The sequence below is a fragment of the Flavobacterium sp. KACC 22761 genome (assembly GCF_034058155.1).
In the GTDB taxonomy this organism is placed as follows: Bacteria; Bacteroidota; Bacteroidia; order Flavobacteriales; family Flavobacteriaceae; genus Flavobacterium.
In genome coordinates this window covers 4,875,081-4,895,323 of record NZ_CP139148.1, presented here as the reverse complement: position 1 = coordinate 4,895,323, position 20,243 = coordinate 4,875,081, and the positions used below count along the sequence as shown (strand labels likewise).

Sequence of the window (20,243 nt, the reverse complement as noted above, 5' to 3'; positions counted from 1 at the left end):
ATTGCTTTAAATTTTAAAACTGTTATTGGCATTGATTTCGTAATTTTGCACGGAATTTTTCAACACACAATTATAAATATATAGATTATGAAATTTTTTATTGATACAGCTAACTTAGCTCAAATTAAAGAAGCGCAGGCTTTAGGTGTTTTAGATGGTGTAACCACTAATCCATCATTGATGGCAAAAGAAGGAATTACCGGAAAAAACAACATTTTGAAGCATTATGTTGATATCTGTAATCTTGTTGAAGGTGATGTAAGTGCAGAGGTAAATGCACTTGATTATGATGGAATGATCAAAGAAGGTGAAGAATTAGCTGAATTGCACGATCAAATCGTTGTAAAATTGCCTATGACCAAAGAAGGTGTTATGGCTGCAAAATATTTTTCTGATAAAGGAATCAAAACAAACGTAACTCTTGTATTCTCTGCGGGTCAAGCTTTATTGGCAGCTAAAGCGGGAGCAACTTATGTTTCTCCTTTTATTGGACGTTTAGATGATGTTTCTACTGATGGTTTGAATTTGATTCAAGAAATTAGAGAAATCTACGACAACTACGGTTACGAAACTCAAATTTTGGCTGCTTCTGTGCGCCACACTATGCATATCGTAAATTGTGCAAAAATTGGTGCTGATGTTATGACTGGACCATTATCTGCAATTGCTGGATTATTGAAGCATCCTTTGACTGATATAGGATTGGCACAGTTTGTTGCTGACTTTGAAAAGGGAAATAAGTAATAATCAGCTTTTTATAAATATAAAATCGTCTTTTTCTGTTGAAAAAGACGATTTTTTTTTATTTTTATGTAAACAAATTTAAATAAAAGCTTATGAAAATTATTCTGGTTCTGGTTTCGTTTTTTGCTGCTAGTTTGTCAATAAATGCTCAAGTAGCTAAAGTTTTAACGAGTGTTAATGAGGCTGGCGACGTAGCTACTTACGAGCTTGATTGCACGGTAAAATTTCCGGTTATGGCAAAAGGCCTGCGTTACAATATTACACGCCACGAATTTAAGGGGCCTGAAATGAAAAACTCCTACAGATTAATGTTGGTTATGGATGGATTTTATTCTTCAACGCCTAATAATGCCATGACAATTTCTGCTGTGCTGAGTGACGGAACCGTTATTGAGGCGCGAAAAATTATTGAAGATGATGGTTTTTTTGATGGAGCTTGCACCTTAAAAATAAAAGATCCTAAAAAGCTTTTAGAGGCCAATATCCAAAAGGTTATTGTTCATGCCGATAAAGATGTAGTTTACACTATTTCAGAGCAAAATAGAGCTATTTTTAAGAAGAATTTGAATAATGTTATTAATGCGAAATAAGATTCTTAAGGGCTGAGATGCTGAGGTTTTAAGTTTTCTTTTGAATAAAAAAAATCCAAATTCCGGTTTAATTGGAATTTGGATTTTTTTTATTGGTATTTTTTAAATCTTAGTGTCCTCCACCGCCACCTTCAACGTGGTTGATACCTTGTTTTTTCAAGATTTTAGGGCAATAGAAACCATAAAATGCTAGATATGCAAAGCCTAGAAGTGGCACTACGTACGAGAAGTGTGTATATGAAATTCCGAAAATTCCGCCTGGGTTTGTAATATCTAAATCACAAATACTACCTTGGATTAATGGAATAACTCCTCCTCCAAGAATCATCATAATCAAGAAAGATGAAGCTTTTCCGGTGTTTTTTCCTAAACCTGCAATTGCTAAATCGAAGATCGATGGCCACATGATAGAAAGGAATAAACCTCCAGAAATAAAGAAGAATTTAGCAATTGATGGATCTGGCCAAACTAATCCAGCAATCATCATTGTGATTCCTGATAATCCAAAAAGCATCAAAGTTTTTCCTGCATTTTTTCCTCCTACAAAACTTACTGCAATAAACAATAAGATCCAGATTGGGTAAATATAGAAAGTGGAAACATCGTGAGCTGCAAAAATGTTAGCTCCAATGATTACTCCAAATGCCAAAGCAGGAACAATGAATTTTAAGGCTGTATTTACTAGGTTAGAGGTGTTGAAAACGTTTACACCACCATTCCAGCGCCCGATCATTAAACTTCCCCAGTATAAGGCGATAAATGGCGCAATAGCATCTTCTAAAATATTTCCAAATTCTTTTGTGTGCAATAAAGCTGGCAAATTACTAATGATAGTTACCTCGGTACCTACATAAATGAAAATTCCAAGCATTCCAAGATATAATTGTGGATAATCAAGAATGTTGAATTTAGCGTGTTTGTGTTCGATTATTGCTTCTTCCTCGTCAATTTTTGCAGGATCTTCAATTTTAGAAAAATACATGAAAACTGCCACTACGATGAAAGCAAGGCCTAAAATGATAAAAGGCAATTTGATGTCTTCTAAAGAAAGGTTTGTTTTTTTGTTGTCACCCATTCCGAAAAGTGCAATTCCTAATAAAATTGCTCCAATTGTTGTCCCGAAAGAGTTGATACCTCCAGCTAAAGTTAAACGGTGCGCTCCAGTTTCTGGGCTTCCCATTTTAATAGCAAGCGGATTTGCAACAATTTGTTGAATAGAAAATCCTAAACCTACCGTAAACAGTGCTGTTAAGAAGAAAGGGAAGCTTTGCATTGTTGCAGCAGGAACGAATAAGAATGAACCAACAGCAGAAAGGATTAATCCTGCAGCTAAGGTTTTTTTGTATCCGAATTGCTGTAAAACATCTCTTTTTAATGACACTAAAAAGAAGATAATTGATCCAACAAAGTAAGCGGCGTAGAAAGCCCAGGCTACTAATTGCGACTGTACTTGTGATAAAGTAAATACTTTTTTGAAAACTGGTATCAGGATGTCATTGGCAGAACCAACAAAACCCCAAAAGAAGAAGACGATTATCAATGAGATAAATTGCCCCCACTTGGTCTGTACATTTTCTGAACTCATAATTGTAATAAGGTTAATTTTTTATTATAGTGTTTTTTGAAGACCGTAAATATATTTGTTACGAATAGCAAAAAAAAATAAAAAGGCACAAATAATGTTAAATTTAAACAAACAACATCATTTTTTCAACAATGTGTTAGTTTTAACTTAGTTAGAAAATGGAAAAATGCAATGAAATTTATTCCAGGATTTTGTTTTTTACATCCTTACTGTAGTTTCTGCCGATAGGAATGGTGTAAGATTGTATTTGAATACGGTTTCCTTCGATCGATTTTACCTTGTTTAGCGCTATTACGTAAGATTTATGGATGCGTAAAAAGCGATCAGCTGGCAGTTCTTCAGATAAAGAAGTTAAGGATTTGTGTGTGATGTAGGTCTTGTCTGGAGTAACTACTTTGATATATTCTTTCATTCCTTCGACAAAAAGGATTTCTTCAATATTAATTTTCATCATCTTTTTATCGACTTTGATAAAAATATGTGAATCGCCCTTAGTGGCTTCAACTTTAATATTGTTTTTAAGATTATATTCGGTCGTGATTTTATTAATACATTTTATAAATCTTGGCAACGGAATTGGTTTTACCAAATAGTCCAAAACATCGAGATCGTAACTCTCAGCGGCAAATTCCCTAAAAGCGGTTGTGATAATAACTTTGGTTTTGTTCTCGATAAGGCTTATCAATTCAAATCCAGTCATCATTGGCATATTGATATCTAAAAAAACAGCATCAACAGGCGTGCTGTTTAAAAAATCAAGTGCCTCCAATGAATTATTGAATGTAGCAACAACTTCAAAATCTGGAAAATTAGTAAAGTAATTTTGCAGAACTTTGATAGCTAATGGTTCATCGTCGATCAAAACGCATTTAATCTTCATTACGAATAGGTATTTGCAAACGGATTATATAGTAATTCAGTTTTGTGGCCTGTTTTAAGCTAAAATTATTCTTGTAAATTAACTTCAATCTCTTTTTTGTATTGATTAATCCAATTCCTCCTTTTAGATTAAGATTTTGTGAAATTACAAAATTATTTAGGATTTCAAAATCTAACAATTTATTGTCGATAACTTTACAATTGATTTTGATTTTAAGGTTTGGATTGTTTAGACCGCCATGTTTAAAAGCGTTTTCTACCAATGATATGAAAATTAGCGGAGGTACCACAACATCTTCAATATTAGATTCTAGATTTATAGTGACTTCAACATTTTCAAATCGGAGTTTTTCGATTTCGATGTAATTCTGGATGTAATCAATTTCTTTAATTAATGGAACAAACTTGGTTCCTTTTACATCATATAAAACATATTCCATCAAATTGGATAATTTTAGTATAACATCTGGAACCTTATCTGAAGATTCTAGAGATAATGCATATAGATTATTCAAGGTATTGAAGAAAAAATGCGGTTGTATTTGATTTTCAAGGTATTTTAATTTGATCTTGAATTGATTTTCTCTTAAGGATCTGTTTCGTTCACGTTCACGGAGCCAGGTTAAAGTCAGATATACAGATGATGCCATTGCCAGAACGTATAATTCTCCAATACAAACTGCTACAATGTGGTTGAGTTCAAACGGATGATATTCTCGATTGGCTTCGGGCCATATATTTTCGGATATTATATAATAGGTAAGGGCAGTTTTGCACAAATACATTACAAATAAACTGAGCAGAAGCAAAAGCGTATATAGGATGTATTTTTGTTTTAATACAAATCGGGGTACCAAAACAAACAGATTGAAATATACTAATGGAATAACTAATGCAAACTCAATCGAATTTGATTTGAAAGCATAAGGGTAATCATTAAAGTACGCTCCCCATCTTAAAAAATTTAAAGTAAAATAAATGCTCCAAAACCAGATGTGATTTTGAATCTTGATATTGAACTTTAATTTTTGAATTTCTTTCAATTTATTTTCTATTGTTTAATATTTATTTAAATATTGTGCAACTTTAAACAATTACTGGGTAAAACGCAATTCTTTTGATAAAAAAAAGCACAAAAAAGTAAAATGGTGCATATTTTATTCTAAAGAACGATTTCGTAAAGCATAAATTGTAAATAGTGCAGGCTTTGCTTGGTAATTTTTTTTTGTTAATACTCGGATTATAAGTTACTTGTGATTATTTAAGTTTCTTAGTTAAATGGTTTTTTTGTTGTTAAATACGTTACGTTTTAATGAAAATGATGATTTTAATTTATATGAAAACGTTTTCGGAAAACGCATTATTGATTGTTTTATGTCGTTCGTTTAAAAAAGGATGTTGTTTGTATAATTTATTTTTTTTAACAATACCTTAAGAATAATTTTACGTCATAACTAACAAAATAAATAAACATGAAAAAAATTTTCTTAATCTTTATGATTGTTTTTACGGCGCAAGTTTCGCTTGCTCAGGTAAAAAATGTTAAAGGTGTGATTACAGGTTCTGACGGAATGCCGTTGCCAGGGGCTTCTGTTTTAATACAAGGAAGTCAAAAGGGAGCTACTACCGATTTTGATGGATTGTACACAATCGAAGCACAAAAAGGACAAACATTAGTTTTTAGCTATGTAGGTCTTGAAACACAAAGTATAGTAGTTGGTGATGCTACTACTATTAACGTAAAAATGGTTAGTGGAGCTTCAAATGCTTTAAGTGAAGTTGTGGTAACTTCTTTAGGTATTAAGAAAACTAGAAAATCATTGACTTATGCGGCTCAGGAACTTAAAGGAGATGAGTTAGTACGTGTAAAAGATGCTAACGTTATCAATACAATTGCTGGTAAAATTGCCGGTGTTGCTGTAACAAAAAGTTCAGGAGGTACTGGAGGTTCTACAAAAGTTCTTATTCGTGGTAACTCATCTGTTTCAAACAGCCAGCCTTTATACGTTATTGATGGTATCCCAATGTTAAATTCAGGTTCAGGTCAGCCAAACGATACTTTTGGTAGTTTATCTGGAGGTAACCGTGATGGAGGAGATGTTGTATCTCTTGTAAATCCAGATGATTACGAAGGAATGACGGTTCTTAAAGGTGCTGCTGCATCTGTATTGTATGGTTCTCAAGGTGCAAATGGTGTTATTTTGCTTTCTTCTAAAAAAGCTAAAGAAGGTAAAGCTAACATTTCAGCTTCATCTGTAACTACTTTCGAAACTGCAGCTTATTTGCCTAAATTTCAAAGTGATTATATTGCTGCAGCAGGTGCTGATGAATCATGGGGAGCTAAACAAAAATCAAGCGACTATGTAAAAGATTTCTTTAGTACAGGAACAACTCAAATTACTTCAGTTGGTTATTCTATTGGATCTGAGCGTTCTTCAACAGGGTTTTCTTATGCAAATACATCTGCAACAGGTGTTATTCCTGGAAACAGTTTAAAGAAAAACAACTTTGGTATTCGCCAAACTGCTAAATTCTTAAACGACAAATTAACTTTTGCAGCAAATGCAAATTATACTTCGCAAACTATTGCTAACAAACCTGTAAATGGTTTTTACTTCAACCCGCTTACTGGTGTTTATTTAATGCCAAGAGGAAATGACTTTAATGAATATAAAGAAAACTACGAAGTTTTTGATCCAACAAGAAATTTAATGGCGCAAAATTGGATGACAAATAGAGATATTATGCAAAATCCATATTGGGCAATCAACAGAAATAAATCTGAAGACAAAAATGATTATTTCAATGGAGCATTATCTTTATCATACAAAGCAAATAACTGGTTGACAATAGCATCTCGTTATAGCTATAACAGAATTACAAGTTTATACGATAAAAAAATATTTGCTACAACACAAGGTACGCTGTCAAATATTAATGGTAGATACATCAGTGAGAATTCATTAAGTACACAACGTTATGCTGACTTAATCGCTACAATTAATACAAAAATCGGTTCTGATTTCAGTTTCAATGCAAACATTGGTACAAGTGTTACAAATACATTGACAAACCAGAAAACAATTTTAGATTCAGGAATTAGTTCAGGATTAACTTATGCTAACTGGTTCACATTAGCTAATTTTGTTAACAATGCTAATAATTACCAAACAATCGATTCTAGAAGAGAAGTACAATCAGTTTTTGCTGCTACAACTTTTGGATATAAAGATATGTTATTCTTAGATCTTGCAGGAAGAAACGACTGGTCATCTACATTAGCAAATACAGGAACATCAAGCTATTTTTATCCATCTGTGGGTGTAACTGCACTTATCAGTGAAATGGCTACAATGCCAGAGTGGATTAATTTTGGTAAAGTTCGTGGTACTTATGCACAAGTTGGTAATGATATTTATCCTTTCATTTCAACTCCTACATATTACTACAGACCAGGTTTTACAGATCCAAAACCTAGCGCAGGACCAAAAAATGGAACGACTTTGAAACCTGAGTTAAAATCAGAATTTGAGTTTGGTACTGAATGGAGAATGTTTAATAACAGATTAGGTTTTGAGGTTTCATATTATAACTCAGAAACAAAAAACCAATACTTACAAGTTGTTGCGCCAGTTGGAAATCAAGAAGGAGTTGACTTTTACGGATTTAATGCAGGAAGTATACAAAATAAAGGTTTAGAGCTTGTTTTGAATGCTGGAATCATCAGAGGAGATAAATTTTCTTGGGATACATCTATTAACTATTCTCACAATAAAAACGTAGTTAAAGAGCTTCCTGATAACATTGGAAACAGAGTTAACTTGACTGAGGCTGGAGTAAACAGCTATAGATATGCTTTAATCGAAGGAAGACCTTATGGAGTTATTGAAGGTATTAACTTCAAGAAAGATGCACAAGGAAGAATTTTATTAAATGATGATGGAACTTTCCAAAAAACTGATTTTGAAGAAGTAGGAAATTCAAACCCTGATTTCATGTTAGGTTTCTCTAACTCATTCAAATATGGTCCTTTCTTCGCAAATGTGTTAATCGACGGACGTTTTGGTGGAGATGTAATGAGTTTGACAGAAGCTCAAAATGATTCATTTGGAGTTTCTAAAGCTTCTGGAGATGCTAGAAATGCAGGTGGAGTTAAAATTAATGCAGTTAAACCTGATGGAACAGCAGTTACATCAATGGATGCTAAATCTTACTATACACAAGTTGGTGGTAGAGCAGGTATTACAGGTGAATATGTTTATTCAGCAACAAACGTAAGTGTTAGAGAGGTTTCTATCGGATATAACTTTAACCCTAAAACATTACCTTTTATCAATACTGCAAGTATTTCATTAATTGCTAGAAACTTATTCTTTATCTACAAAGATGCTCCTTTTGATCCAAATATTGCATTAAGTACTGGTCAAGGTCTTCAAGGAGTTGATATTTATGGCTTGCCATCTACGAGAAGTATCGGTCTTAATTTAAATGTAACTTTCTAAATTTAAAAAAAATGAAACTAAATAAAATAGCAAAAGCAGCTATCTGTATCTCATTACTTACCGCAGTGGGTTGTACAGGTGATTTTGAAGAGATAAATACTAATCCTAATGGTTTTACACCAAAGGAGTTAGAGCAAGATTTTAATAACATTAAAGGAGGCTTCGCTCCAATGTTCAACAATATACAAGTATTGACTCCAGAATGGGTTTATCAATTACAGCAAGGATTAAGTTGTGATATCTGGTCTGGATATATGGCAACCCCAACAGGATTTGCCGGAGGTATTAACAATACTACTTATTCATTAGTGGATGGTTGGAATGTTTTCAACTGGGATTATGCTTATAAATATGTAATGTTTAATGCATATGATATCGCTAATAAATCAAAAGGTAAATACGATCAATTTTATGCACTTTCATTGATTTTGAAAGTTGAAGGAATGCACAGAGTTACGGATACTTGGGGACCAATTATCTATTCTAAATTTGGTTCGCCTGAAACTACAATTCCTTACGATTCTCAAGAAGAGGTGTACAATCAAATGTTTAGCGAATTAGATTTTGCTGTTACTGAATTAACAAAAAGAGTAGATGCTGGTGAGGCTTCAACTTTTACATCAACAGATTTATCTGCTTATGGTGGAGATTATAAAGCTTGGGTGAAATTTGCAAACACTTTGCGTTTAAGACTTGCAATGCGTATTGTTAAAGTTAATCCAGCTTTGGCTAAAACTCAAGCTGAAAAAGCAGTAGCTCAAAAATTCGGAGTATTTACAACAAATGCAGATTTATTTAAAATTGTATCTCCAGTTTACACAAATCCAATTGCTACAATTAGTGGTTCTTGGTTAGATATTCGTATGTCAGCTGATATGGAATCTATTTTAGGTGGTTACCAAGATCCTAGAACTGCAACTTACTTTGATACTTCAACTCAATTTCCTGGTCAATACAAAGGTGTTCGTACAGGTATTGCAATCAATGGTAAAGGAGATCACCAAGATTTTTCTGGAATAGGTGCTGTTGTTAGATCTAAAGAAATTGTTTTAATGACTACAGCTGAAGCTTATTTCTTAAGAGCAGAAGGAGCATTGAGAGGTTGGAATATGAATGGAACGGCTCAAGCTTTATATGAAGCAGGAATCAAAGCTTCATTTGATCAAAGAGGAGCTTCAGGAGCAGCGGCTTATACTGCAGATAATACAAAAACTGCTATTGCTTACGTAGATCCTAATTTCCCAGAAAATAATTCAGCTGCTGTAAATAATGTTACAGTTGCTTGGGATGCTGCAGCAACAAATGAAGTTAAGCTACAAAAAATCATTACTCAAAAATGGATTGCTGGTTTCCCAGAAGGACAAGAAGCTTGGTCTGATTACAGAAGAACAGGTTATCCTAAACTTTTCCCAGTACTTAAAAATTACAGTGGAGGAACAATTACTACTCAATTTGGTGTTCGAAGAATTAATTATGTTACATCTGAGAAAGCAGCTAACGCTGGCGGTGTTGCTTCAGGAGTTGCAAAATTAGGAGGACCAGATAATGGAGGAACAAGAGTTTGGTGGGATACTACAGGTCCTAATTTCTAAGAAAATTTTAAGGTTAAAAGAATTTAAGTTTGGTTAGTAATGAAAAGTGGTATAAGTAATGAGAGTTACTTATACCACTTTAAAAAGCCAAAATTGTACATACCAAAAAAAGAAAAAAAATGAAAAGTGCTTTAGAAATAAAACCTGATATCAGTTATAAAAGCGCCGGTAAATTTGAAGAAACTAGATTTGAGAAAATTCACAACGAAATCTTCAAAAGCTCTGCCGAAGCATCAGTAATTGTAGCGCAGGAAATCGCTCAGTTAATCAGATCTAAGCAAGAAAAAAATAAATCTTGTGTACTTGGTCTGGCAACAGGTTCTTCTCCTATAAAAGTATATGAGGAACTAGTGAGAATGCACAGAGAAGAAGGATTAAGCTTTAACAATGTGATCACTTTTAACTTGGATGAGTATTATCCAATGTCAAAAGAAAACAATCAGAGCTACCATTATTTCATGCATCAGCATCTTTTTAATCATATTGATATTAAACCTGAAAATGTTAATATTCCCGATGGTACAGTTGCAATTGATGAATTGAATCAATACTGTATTGATTATGAAATGAATATTAAACAGGCAGGAGGTCTTGATTTTCAATTATTGGGAATTGGACGAACTGGCCACGTTGGTTTTAACGAACCAGGTTCACACGTTAATTCTGGGACAAGAATTATTACTTTGGACCATATTACAAGAGTCGATGCATCGTCAGATTTTAATGGTATAGACAACGTTCCAAAACGTGCAATAACGATGGGAGTTTCAACTATTATGAGATCAAAACGTATTGTATTGATGGCGTGGGGACAAAACAAGGCTGATATTATTAAAAGAACTGTTCAAGGTGATATTAGTTCAGAAGTTCCTGCTACATTTTTGCAGAATCATCCAAACGCGACCTTTGTCTTAGATCAGTCAGCAGCATCAGAATTGACTCGTTTTAAAACGCCTTGGCTTGTTGGTGAATGTATTTGGACACAAGAGTTAAAAAGTAAAGCGATTGTTTGGTTGTGCCAAAAAACAAAACAGTCGATATTGAAATTGACAGACCGTGATTACAATAACAACGGAATGTCTGATCTTTTGGCACAAGAAGGTTCTGCTTACGATTTGAATATCAATATGTTCAATGTATTGCAGCACACCATTACAGGATGGCCTGGAGGAAAACCAAATACAGATGATTCACATCGTCCGGAAAGAGCAAATCCAGCCAAAAAAAGAGTTATTCTTTTCAGTCCGCATCCAGATGATGATGTGATTTCAATGGGCGGAACTTTTTCAAAATTGATAAAACAAGGTCACGATGTTCATGTTGTTTATCAAACTTCTGGAAATATAGCTGTTACAGATGATGAAGCGTTAAAATTTGCTGAAGTTGCTAGTGATTTTGTTGGAGAAGGCAAATCAGATATCAATTTCAAAGCAGTAATTGATTTTCTAAACAATAAATCGGAAAACCAAATAGACTCTCTTGAAGTTCGAAAATTAAAAGGACTTATTAGAAGAAGAGAATCTTATGGAGCAACGAGATATATTGGTTTAAAAGATGAAAATACGCATTTCTTAGATCTTCCTTTTTATGAAACTGGGCAGGTTAAAAAAAATCCGCTTGGTCAAGTAGATATTGATATTGTAAAAAATATTATTGCCAAAATAAAACCGCACCAAGTATTTGCAGCTGGAGATCTTGCTGATCCGCATGGAACACATGAGGTTTGCTTGAATGCAATTTTTGCAGCAATGGCCGCATTAAAGTCTGAAAAATATATGGATGATTGTTGGTTGTGGCTTTACAGAGGAGCTTGGCACGAATGGGATATTCATGAAATTGACATGGCAGTTCCGTTGAGTCCTTCTGAAGTATTGTTAAAACGTCATGCGATTTTATACCACCAGTCTCAAAAAGACCGAGTTATGTTTCAAGGAAATGATTCTCGCGAATTCTGGGTTAGAGCAGAAGACCGAAATAAAAATACAGCAATCCTATATGATGAACTAGGTTTGGCAGAATATGAAGCAATCGAGGCTTTTAAACGCTTTGATTATTAGATTCGAAAACCAAATCAATTACAGAATTCAGAATGATTTTATAGCGATTTGTGAGGTTCAATAGAAATCACTCTGAGTTTTGTTTTTTTTTATCAATTTATGGTTATCCTAGCGATAACATTTTTCAAAAAAAACAAAATGAAATATTTATTAGTCTTACTATTTGCGGGCTTAACGTCTAGTGCTCAAATTCAAAAAGAGCAACTTAATTTAATGCCTTGGCCTCAAAGTGTTGTTTTAAATGATGGCAATTTTGCTTTAAATAAAAACTTTAAAGTGAATATTACTGGAAACCCGAATCCAAGAATTTTTGGAGGAGTTACTCGTTTTTTGCGTCGTTTAGATGGACGGACTGGTATGTTTTTCTCTCAAGGTTTTATTACAAAATTAAATGAGGTTCCGTCAGCAGAGCTACAGATCAATTGTGCTAAAAGCGGAAAAATTGGTTTGTATGAAGACGAAAGCTATCATTTAGATATCAAACAAAACAAGATCACAATAAACGCAACAAGTGATTTAGGAGCTTTACACGGGCTTGAAACCTTATTGCAAATGTTGCAGAATAACAATACATCATTTTATTTTCCGAATTCACAGATTTCTGATTTTCCTCGTTTTACTTGGAGAGGATTAATGATTGATGCTTCAAGACATTTTCAGCCAATTGATGTCATCAAAAGAAATATTGATGGACTTGCAGCAATGAAAATGAATGTTTTCCACTGGCATTTGGTCGATGATCAAGGATGGAGAATTGAAATGAAAAAACATCCAAAACTGATCGAAAAAGCATCAGATGGATTGTATTATACACAAGAGGAAATTAGAAATATCGTAAAATATGCTGATGAGCGCGGTATTTTAATTGTTCCAGAAATAGATGTTCCGGGTCATGGTTCGTCAATACTTACTGCTTATCCAGAAATTGGAAGCAAAGTAATTACGGTGACCGGTGGAACTTCCGAAAAAAATATTCAAGGTACAGCAATTTCTACCTATGGAATTGAAAGAAATGCGGGTATTTTTTCGCCAACATTAGATCCTTCAAATCCAAAAACATATCAATTGTTAAGTGAAATTTTTGATGAGGTTTGCCCATTATTCCCAGGCGCTTATTTTCATATTGGGGGAGATGAGAATGAAGGAAAAGACTGGGATGCAAACCCAAAAATTCAAGAGTTTAAAAAGAAACATAATTTAAAAACAAACCACGAATTGCAGACGTATTTTACCATGCAATTGGCTCCAATGCTTAAAAAACATGGAAAACAATTAATGGGTTGGGAAGAAATTATGACAAAAGATCTTTCAAAAGATGCAATTGTGCATTCTTGGAGAGGTGCAAACGAAGGAATGGCTGCTGGACAATCTTTAATTGATGCAGTTAAAAAAGGATATAAAACAGTATTGTCAAACGGATATTATATCGACTTGATGTATCCTGTTGAAAGTCATTATTTGAATGATCCAATGCCAAAAGGAGCTAATTTAACAACGGAAGAAAAAGCAAAAATCTTAGGAGGTGAAGCGACCATGTGGACAGAACTTGTAACTCCTGAAACAATTGACTCAAGAGTTTGGCCAAGAACTGCCGCAATTGCAGAAAGACTTTGGTCTGCAGAAGATATTACCGATGTATCAAATATGCGCAAACGTCTTGATGTCGTTTCGTTCAGATTGGAGGAAATTGGATTGACGCACATTCGTAATAAAGGAGTAATCTTAAGAAATATTGCAAACAATCAAGATGTCAGTATTTTGAATGAATTCTCAAATGTTTGCGAGCCTTTAAAAGGATATACAAGAAACAAGGGCGGGACAGAATATCAAATGTATTCTCCATTGACACTTTTTGCAGATGCATGTACCGCCGACGCTAAAGATGCAATTAGTTTTAATGAAGTGGCAACACAATATGCAGCAAATAAAACCCCAGAAAACAAAGCAAAAGTGACCGCATTTTTGACCAAGTGGATTGCTTTAAACAAAGGGTTAAATGAACTAAGTGCAAATGCGCCATTAGTTCAACCAATTCTTCCTTTGGCAAAAAGATTGAGCGACGCGTCAGAGCAAGTTTTATTAGCTCTTGACAATAAATCGGCTTTAAAAGCAGAAGATTTGAAAAAATTAATTGAGGATTGTAATACAAAAGATTTTGCCGATGTTGAGTTGGCGGTTTACGCTGGATTGAAGAAATTAATATGAAAATTTGGTTTGAATTAGTAGTGTTTGTTTAGTGCTTATTTATTTATCTCTGCCAGCGGTTTTCTGGCAGAGATAATTATGACAAATTAATGTGCTGATTCAGTCAATAAAATATAGAAATAAAATATTGGGACGGTTAAAATTGAGTTTGGTTATTTATTTTTTAATCTAAAATTTTATTTCAAATAATGATCAAATTTGAGTGATTTGTTATTTGGTTTTCACTTAAATGCGAGCATTATAAAACCTGGCAAATCTCTATTGCCAGGTTTTTTTTATGGTTTAAAAGCAAGAATTTTAGTTTTAAGCGCTGTTCACTCCGCGAGTCTGCTATTGTTCATGTAGCAAGAAATGGAGACATTATTTTTACTACTTTTGAAATTAAATATAATTGTTTTAGAATCCATGAAGAAATTCATCAGTTTACTTGCCCTGTTTTTTGTTTTTGCAATAAGTTCAGCTCAGAATAAATTTGGAAATTCAGAAATAGATCCCATTCAAATTCAAAAAAACTTTACTGACTGGTCAGCTTATCAAAGCAAAAAAATAATGCTTTCAAGAGATTTTACGGCTCTTGATGCTGAATCAAAAGAAATTTCAAAAGAAGCTTTTTTAGATCAATTAGCAAACAGAAATTTCATCCCAATTCGATTAAAATCTGAAGGTAATGAGTATGTATATAAACTTTTCAAAATTCAGCCAAAAACAGATACAAGCATAAAAGCAACAATCAATCAAATAGGTTTTGATGCTTATAAAAACTATAAAATGGAAGGAACAGCTTTCCCAAAATTTTCATTTAAAGATTTAAACGGAAATCTGGTAACTAACGAATCCATGAAAGGAAAAATCATTGTAATAAAATGCTGGTACATTCACTGTACGCCATGCATCAGAGAATTTCCGCAAGTCAACAAATTAGTTGAAGAATACAAAGACAGAAAAGATATTGTTTTTATGAGTTTAGCCGAAGATTCAGCAGAACAATTAAAAACATTCTTAGCCAGAAAACCATTATCTTATTCTGTAATTCCAGACATGAAAGTCTACATGAATGAATCTCTGCAATTGAATTCTTTTCCAACACATTTTATCATTAACAAAGAAGGAATGATTGCAAAAGTGCTTCCTAATTTTGAAAGTTTGGAAGTGGCGCTTGCTAAAGAAAGTAAGTTATAAGTTTTAATTAATCTCGCAATCCCGATAGCTATCGGGAGCGAAGTCGCAAAGTTTTTTTAATGATAATTAAAGATATAGTTTGTCATTTCGACGAAGGAGAAATCTCCACAAGTAGCTCGACAAAGATTGGCGATTATAGAAGCGGAGTTTCTCGCGAAGATTTGCTTCGCCAATTCGCTATCGCTCGGGTCTCGTTCCTCGAAATGACAAGATTGCGTAGTAATTAGATTGGTAAAACAAAACTCCGCGGCTTTGCGCCTCTGCGAGAACTCATCATCAGCATAAAAACCTTAGCACCTTAGCATCTTTGCAACTTAGAACCTTTTTCACTACTTTTGCACCAAATTAATTAAAAAGACATTCATGTTAACAGTCAATAATTTATCAGTTCAATTTGGCAAACGAATTTTGTTTGACGAAGTAAATACCACATTCACTCACGGAAATATTTACGGCGTTATTGGAGCCAATGGTGCTGGAAAATCTACATTTCTAAAAATTATTTCAGGCGATATGGACCCAACTTCTGGGCACATTCATTTAGAACCGGGAAAACGTATGTCGGTTTTAAACCAGAACCACAACATGTTCGACGAACACACTGTTTTGGAAACCGTTTTAATGGGAAATAAAGTTCTGTATGCTGTTAAAAAAGAAATGGATGAACTTTATTTAGATTATAATGATGCTAATGCAGACAGAATAGGGGAGTTACAAGTTCAGTTTGAAGAAATGAACGGATGGAACGCCGATTCTGATGCTGCAGCCATGTTGTCTAACTTAGGAATCACAGAAGCAGATCATTATACTTTAATGGCTGATATGGAGGGAAAAATGAAAGTACGTGTCCTTTTGGCACAGGCACTTTTTGGAAATCCTGACTTGCTGATTATGGATGAGCCTACCAACGATTTGGATTTCGAGACAATCGCTTGGTTAGAGAACTTCTTAGCAAACTACGAAAATACTGTAATCGTTGTATCTCACGACCGTCACTTTTTAGATGCGGTTTGTACACATATTTCTGATATTGATTTCGGAAAAATCAACCACTACTCAGGAAACTATACGTTCTGGTACGAGTCTAGCCAATTAGCGGCAAAACAACGTGCACAGCAAAACAAAAAAGCAGAAGAGAAGAAACAAGAGTTGGAAGAATTTATTCGTCGTTTTAGTGCAAACGTGGCGAAATCGAAACAAGCTACTTCTCGTAAAAAAATGATTTCGAAATTAAATATTGCCGAAATCAAACCATCTAGCCGTCGTTACCCTGCGATTATCTTCGATCAGGATCGTGAAGCTGGAGATCAGATCTTGAATGTAGAAGGTTTAGCAGCTTCTGTAGATGGAGAAGTTTTATTCAAAGACATTAACCTGAATATGGCAAAAGGCGATAAAATCGTTCTTTTCTCTAAAGATTCACGTGCAACGACTGCTTTCTACGAAATCTTAAACGGTGAACAAAAAGCAGATTCTGGAACTTTCGACTGGGGAATTACAACCAACCAAGCGTATTTGCCAGCTGAAAACCACAAATATTTCGAAAATGACTTAACTTTAGTTGACTGGTTACGTCAGTACGCTAAAACAGAAGAAGAGCGTGATGAGGTATTTATTAGAGGTTTCTTAGGGAAAATGATTTTCTCAGGAGAAGAAGCTTTAAAAACATCTAGAGTGTTATCAGGAGGAGAAAAAGTTCGTTGTATGTTGTCTAGAATGATGATGGAACGTGCAAACGTTTTAATGCTTGATGAGCCAACAAACCACTTAGATTTGGAGTCTATTACAGCTTTCAACAACTCATTGAAAAACTTTAAAGGTTCTGTAATTTTTACAACACATGACCACGAGTTCGCGCAAACTGTTGGTAACAGAATCGTAGAATTGACACCAAACGGAGTAATCGACCGTTACATGACATTTGATGAATATCTTGATGATGAGAAAATTCAAGAACAAAGAAAGAAGATGTACAATCTTTAATCTTTAAATTCCAATATATTAAAATCCCAAATTCCAAATAAAACTTGGAGTTTGGGATTTTTTGTATTTAAAAATATAGCCACTAATTACACGAATTTCCACGAATTAAATTTGTGCTAATTTGTGTAATTTGTGGCAAAAAAACAATCCCGCTATAAAAATTGGAATTTGGGATTTTTTATTTGTTTATTTTACTACTATTTGCTTCCGAACATTTTTGCGAAAATCCAGATAATAATCGCAATGATAAAGATTACGATAAAGATCCCGAATCCCATTCCGGCTTTAAAAATGTCTCCAATAACTTCGCAGCTTGTAAATGAAAACAGTATTACAAATACCATTAACAATCTTAGTATTTTATTTTGCATGACTTCTGATGTTTTAAATTGATACTTAAAATTACTTCAGGAATAGGCAAAATGTGTTATAGAATTTTTTGGAAATGTTTTAGGATTTGGATTTCAGCTTAATTATTAAATTCACTTTTATTCTCCTATTGTTCCTGTTTTAACTTCTCCCGCTTTTTTGTAATTAACAGCAATTACCCCTTTTGGTGTAACTGTGCTTTCTGTTAAAGTAAATCCCGAAGGAGTTGCATTATCTTTAAATAGTTTTTTTCCATTGCCAAGAATAATTGGATAAATGAGAAGAGAAAGGTCATCAACTAAATCATGTTCAAGCAAAAGCTGAACGAGTGTTGCGCTTCCCCAAACTTTAATATCTCCTCCTTCTGTATTTTTGAGTTTTTTGATATCGTCTACAGATGAATGGAATTCCGAGTTTTCCCAATCAGAATGTTTTCTTGTGGAAGACAAAACGTATTTAGTAACTTCATTAATTCCCGGCCAGCCTTCAGCATGTTTCGGCCAATATTCTTCGAAAATATCAAATGTTTTTCTGCCTAAAAGAATATCGGCGGGTTTCATTTGCTCCTGCATAACATTGCCATATTCTTCATCTCCAAACGGCGCTACCCAACCTCCATATTCAAAACCACCAGAAGTGTCTTCTTCAGGGCCACCTGGTGCCTGCATTACGCCATCGATGGTAATCATGGTTATGACGATTAACTTTCTCATAATTTTGAGTTTTTAAATTTGATTTAAAGTTACTTGAAAATCATAGAACTGGGTTGTAAAATTTTTATGGAAATGTTTTAGGATTTGGAGGATTTAACTTGAATATTAACAGTTGCTTTGGAAAGTTAATTATTTGCAATTTTTTTTATAGCAGATTCAATTAGGTCTAAATTTGAATAATTAGGAAAAGATTGACTTAATTCTTTATCTGACGAAGGTAAAATTTTAGTTCCCCGATCGATTAGATCTGCAGTTGTTGTAAGAGATAGTTTTAATCTTTCAATAACTTCAGGAGAGTTATTGTTGAAATTTTTATTTGCAATTTCTTCAGCTTCAGCTTGTAGTATGTTTTTGTATTGTTGCTTTTGAGCTTCAATTATTTGTGCTAATCCATCATTTTTCAATTCTAAAGTACGAGCATGTTCTTCAAAAATTTTTGCTTCAGCTTTTTTCTTTCTAAGGACAGCAGCCGCCCAGCAGATTCCTCCAATTAAGTTGACAGCAGAAATAGTTCCAACTGATATGAGAAGCCAGATAGAACCTGATTCTGCGGATTGAATTTGTACATAACCTCCATCTTGTTGATCATTGATTGGGATCTCAATAGATTTTTTTAAATCGTTTGCGACTTTGGAAAGATCTTCGAAATTTATAACTTCTGGTAGTTTTATATAAAGTCCATGATCTGGTTTTGTAATTTGAATTTTATATCTCAATAAAAACTCTAATCCAATTCGTATTGCCTCGACGTTTTTATCAATAATCATATTTTCTTTTGAAGTGAACATTTCTTCATCATTGTAGCTAGAAAACAATGAGGTAGATTTTATTAAATTTAGTTCATTATCAATTATTTCTACACCCTCAAATTCTTTTAATGCTTGTCTTAGTTCAATTAAATTTGTTCCAACATATGATTTGTCACTAGCACTTGATACATATGAGGATTTGTATATCAATTTATAATAATTGTTTTTAATTCTGTCTTCTAGTTCAGTTAAATTCATTTTTTTTAGTTTAAATTTTGGTTGATATTGTCTATTTAATGTTGTTTTTGTTATGATGTTATTTGTAATAAAATTGAATCTTGAATATTAGCTAAAATATGATTTGTGAGTAAATTTATTTATAAAGAAGTTGTTTTTTTACTAATTACAAACAAACAAAATATCTTTTAATTTTACTTTAAAATATTTCAATCATTAACACCCCAACAAATAAAATCAGATTCCGTATATTTGCGCAACCAAACATTACAATCACTTATGAGTCAAAAAGTATTACTTAATTCGAAAGAAGTTACTATCATACTGCATCGTTTGGCTTGTCAGTTAATCGAAAAACATCTTGATTTCTCTGAAACAATTTTAGTTGGAATTCAGCCAAGAGGCGTTTTTTTAGCTGAACGTTTAAAACAAATATTAGAAAACGAATACAAGGTTCCTGAAATTTCTTTAGGATATCTGGATATCACTTTTTTTAGAGATGATTTCCGTCGTACTGATAAACCGCTTGAAGCCAATAAAACCCAAATCAATTTTATAGTCGAAGACAAAAAAGTCATTTTTATCGATGACGTTTTGTTTACAGGAAGAAGCATTCGTTCGGCCTTAACTGCCATTCAATCTTTTGGACGACCTTCAGAAATTGAATTATTGGTTTTAATTGACAGACGTTTCAGCCGTCATTTGCCAATTCAGCCCGATTACCGTGGTCGTCAGGTAGATGCTATAAATGGTGAAAAAGTAATTGTAAGCTGGAAAGAAAATGATGGTGAAGATGTTGTTCACCTAGTGACGAATTAAGTTTAATCGGTTAACCGGTTAATTGTTTAATCGGAAAAGC

At 33.5% G+C, this 20,243-nt stretch carries 15 protein-coding genes; 9 read left to right on the top strand and 6 right to left on the bottom strand.

Going from position 1 to position 20,243, the window contains the following annotated elements; genetic code table 11:
- The first annotated feature begins 87 nt into the window (after positions 1-87).
- Together fsa and SCB73_RS20540 are read left to right on the top strand one after the other, a co-directional pair.
- Positions 88-744 (top strand): fructose-6-phosphate aldolase, encoded by a 657-nt coding sequence (gene fsa / locus SCB73_RS20545; protein WP_115888487.1) that lies wholly within the window; start codon positions 88-90, stop codon positions 742-744.
- Positions 745-836: 92 nt separating this feature from the next.
- Entirely contained in the window at positions 837-1,334 is a 498-nt protein-coding gene (locus tag SCB73_RS20540; protein WP_320568038.1) for a hypothetical protein, read from the top strand.
- A 109-nt stretch (positions 1,335-1,443) separates the two neighbouring features.
- Here the strand turns inward: SCB73_RS20540 and SCB73_RS20535 are convergent, their stop codons facing one another.
- The 3 genes from SCB73_RS20535 to SCB73_RS20525 all read right to left on the bottom strand — a co-directional run bounded on the left by SCB73_RS20535 (position 1,444) and on the right by SCB73_RS20525 (position 4,841).
- A complete protein-coding gene (locus SCB73_RS20535; protein ID WP_320568037.1) occupies positions 1,444-2,919 on the bottom strand; it encodes an MFS transporter in 1,476 nt (491 codons plus the stop codon).
- 178 nt (positions 2,920-3,097) lie between these two features.
- Positions 3,098-3,799 carry a LytR/AlgR family response regulator transcription factor gene (locus tag SCB73_RS20530; RefSeq protein WP_132988046.1) on the bottom strand — a complete coding sequence of 234 codons (702 nt, stop codon included), beginning with the start codon at positions 3,797-3,799 and terminating at the stop codon, positions 3,098-3,100.
- Positions 3,789-4,841 (bottom strand): sensor histidine kinase, encoded by a 1,053-nt coding sequence (locus SCB73_RS20525; RefSeq protein ID WP_320568036.1) that lies wholly within the window; start codon positions 4,839-4,841, stop codon positions 3,789-3,791. The genes SCB73_RS20530 and SCB73_RS20525 overlap by 11 nt, the downstream gene beginning before the upstream one ends.
- A gap of 429 nt (positions 4,842-5,270) precedes the next feature.
- On the opposite strand from SCB73_RS20525, the gene SCB73_RS20520 reads away from it, so the two are divergent.
- The 6 genes from SCB73_RS20520 (at position 5,271) to SCB73_RS20495 (ending at position 17,316) form a co-directional block, all read left to right on the top strand.
- Positions 5,271-8,300 (top strand): SusC/RagA family TonB-linked outer membrane protein, encoded by a 3,030-nt coding sequence (locus SCB73_RS20520; protein ID WP_320568035.1) that lies wholly within the window; start codon positions 5,271-5,273, stop codon positions 8,298-8,300.
- An 11-nt stretch (positions 8,301-8,311) separates the two neighbouring features.
- Complete coding sequence (locus tag SCB73_RS20515) at positions 8,312-9,892, top strand: RagB/SusD family nutrient uptake outer membrane protein (RefSeq protein WP_320568034.1); 1,581 nt, start codon at positions 8,312-8,314, stop codon at positions 9,890-9,892.
- A 119-nt stretch (positions 9,893-10,011) separates the two neighbouring features.
- Positions 10,012-11,949 (top strand): glucosamine-6-phosphate deaminase, encoded by a 1,938-nt coding sequence (gene nagB / locus SCB73_RS20510; RefSeq protein WP_320568033.1) that lies wholly within the window; start codon positions 10,012-10,014, stop codon positions 11,947-11,949.
- A 138-nt stretch (positions 11,950-12,087) separates the two neighbouring features.
- Complete coding sequence (locus SCB73_RS20505; RefSeq protein WP_320568032.1) at positions 12,088-14,154, top strand: beta-N-acetylhexosaminidase; 2,067 nt, start codon at positions 12,088-12,090, stop codon at positions 14,152-14,154.
- Between the two features lie 351 nt (positions 14,155-14,505).
- Positions 14,506-15,333, top strand: coding sequence for a TlpA family protein disulfide reductase (locus tag SCB73_RS20500; RefSeq protein ID WP_320568031.1), 828 nt, complete (start codon positions 14,506-14,508; stop codon positions 15,331-15,333).
- Positions 15,334-15,696: 363 nt separating this feature from the next.
- A complete protein-coding gene (locus tag SCB73_RS20495) occupies positions 15,697-17,316 on the top strand; it encodes an ABC-F family ATP-binding cassette domain-containing protein (RefSeq protein ID WP_320568030.1) in 1,620 nt (539 codons plus the stop codon).
- A gap of 197 nt (positions 17,317-17,513) precedes the next feature.
- On the opposite strand, the gene SCB73_RS20490 is transcribed toward SCB73_RS20495, so the two are convergent.
- From SCB73_RS20490 to SCB73_RS20480, 3 genes are all read right to left on the bottom strand, one after another.
- Entirely contained in the window at positions 17,514-17,687 is a 174-nt protein-coding gene (locus SCB73_RS20490; protein WP_008468862.1) for a hypothetical protein, read from the bottom strand.
- Positions 17,688-17,804: 117 nt separating this feature from the next.
- Positions 17,805-18,398 carry a dihydrofolate reductase family protein gene (locus tag SCB73_RS20485; RefSeq protein ID WP_320568029.1) on the bottom strand — a complete coding sequence of 198 codons (594 nt, stop codon included), beginning with the start codon at positions 18,396-18,398 and terminating at the stop codon, positions 17,805-17,807.
- Between the two features lie 125 nt (positions 18,399-18,523).
- On the bottom strand, positions 18,524-19,405 hold the full coding sequence (locus tag SCB73_RS20480; protein ID WP_320568028.1) for a hypothetical protein: 882 nt from the start codon (positions 19,403-19,405) through the stop codon (positions 18,524-18,526).
- Positions 19,406-19,663: 258 nt separating this feature from the next.
- Between SCB73_RS20480 and pyrR the strand changes: the two genes are divergently transcribed.
- A complete protein-coding gene (gene pyrR / locus SCB73_RS20475) occupies positions 19,664-20,203 on the top strand; it encodes a bifunctional pyr operon transcriptional regulator/uracil phosphoribosyltransferase PyrR (protein ID WP_008468864.1) in 540 nt (179 codons plus the stop codon).
- The last annotated feature ends 40 nt before the right edge of the window (positions 20,204-20,243 follow it).